General features: G+C 63.8%; 2 protein-coding genes. Both read right to left on the bottom strand.

Annotated elements, in window-relative coordinates; translation table 11 throughout:
• Window positions 1-178 precede the first annotated feature (178 nt).
• Entirely contained in the window at window positions 179-448 is a 270-nt protein-coding gene (locus FNH08_RS50475) for a hypothetical protein (protein ID WP_152778752.1), read from the bottom strand.
• A 209-nt stretch (window positions 449-657) separates the two neighbouring features.
• The gene (locus FNH08_RS50470; RefSeq protein ID WP_152778750.1) at window positions 658-942 is read right to left on the bottom strand and encodes a hypothetical protein; all 285 of its coding nucleotides are present in this window, start codon (window positions 940-942) and stop codon (window positions 658-660) included.
• Window positions 943-1,040 lie beyond the last annotated feature (98 nt).

Here is a 1,040-nt window from a genome sequence, read left to right as displayed (position 1 = left end):
GCCGTCGCGATCTTCTTCGAGTTGAACATCTGTCTATTTCCTTTGCGGTCGACCCCCCGCGGCTGAACGGCGGGATCATTCCGGACACTTGGACCGGCGGAGAAACCAGATTGGCAGGCCCCGGGGCTCGGACACCTGGTCCGAGCCCCGAGCCCTGCCTAGATCACCTGAGCAGTGATCACTTGCCGAGGGAGAAGTTCTGCGTGCAGCTCAGCGCCTCACGCTCGCTGTTGTCCTGGGTGGCGAGGCCGAGGAGGGCGACGTTCACGTTGACGTCGTCCAGGTTGATCAGCCCCTGCTGCGAGTCGTTCTGCTCGCACGCCTGGTTCTGCTTGTTGTCGACCTTGAACTTCCCGCCCTCGTCGTGGGCGTGGCCCACGCCGGCGCCCAGGAAGCTGACGCTGCCGAGCATCGCCACGACGACCGCGGCCTTCTGGTACTTGCGCATTACCTCTCCGTTCTCAAGTAGACACAGCCCGTAATGGGTTGGTCACCAACAGTCGCTTACCGTAGGCGACACCCGCGGCCATTGACAGACGAAACGCCCATCCATGCAGGTTTCATAGAAAAAGGTATTATCGCGATACCGTTGGGATGCGAGGCGAGCGGCCCGGGCGCCGATTCGACCAACTCCCCCCACGCCGACCGCCGAAGGCATCAGGACTTCCCGTCAGGGACGACGACGTCACTGACACAGGCGACCTGACCGCGTGAACCCAGGCAGGACTGCGTCGAGTTGTTGACGAGGAGGAAGTTCCCGAGCGAGTCGGAGACGAACTGGCGCTTGTTCACGCGCTCGCAGCGAACCTGCCCCTTGCCGTCGTCGACGCACTTGCCGGGGCCGTCAGCGGTGAACGCCTGGGCGGATCCGGCACCGACGAGTGCAAAGCCCCCCAGGACTCCCGCTGCCGCTGCCGTCGCGATCTTCTTCGAGTTGAACATCTGTCTATTTCCTTTGCGGTCGACCCCCCGCGGCTGAACGGCGGAGTCGTTCCGGATACCTGGACCGGCGGAGAAACCAGATTGGCAGGCCCCGGGGC

Source organism: Streptomyces spongiae, assembly GCF_009377185.1.
Taxonomy (GTDB): Bacteria; Actinomycetota; Actinomycetes; order Streptomycetales; family Streptomycetaceae; genus Streptomyces; species Streptomyces spongiae.
The sequence above is the reverse complement of the archived record's forward strand: the minus strand, read 5'-3'. Positions and strand labels throughout refer to the sequence as shown.

Bases quoted from the DNA above. Each gene is read 5' to 3' on its own strand.
- FNH08_RS50475 (WP_152778752.1), bottom strand. From the start codon at position 448: ATGCGCAAGTACCAGAAGGCCGCGGTCGTCGTGGCGATGCTCGGCAGC.
- FNH08_RS50470 (WP_152778750.1), bottom strand. From the start codon at position 942: ATGTTCAACTCGAAGAAGATCGCGACGGCAGCGGCAGCGGGAGTCCTG.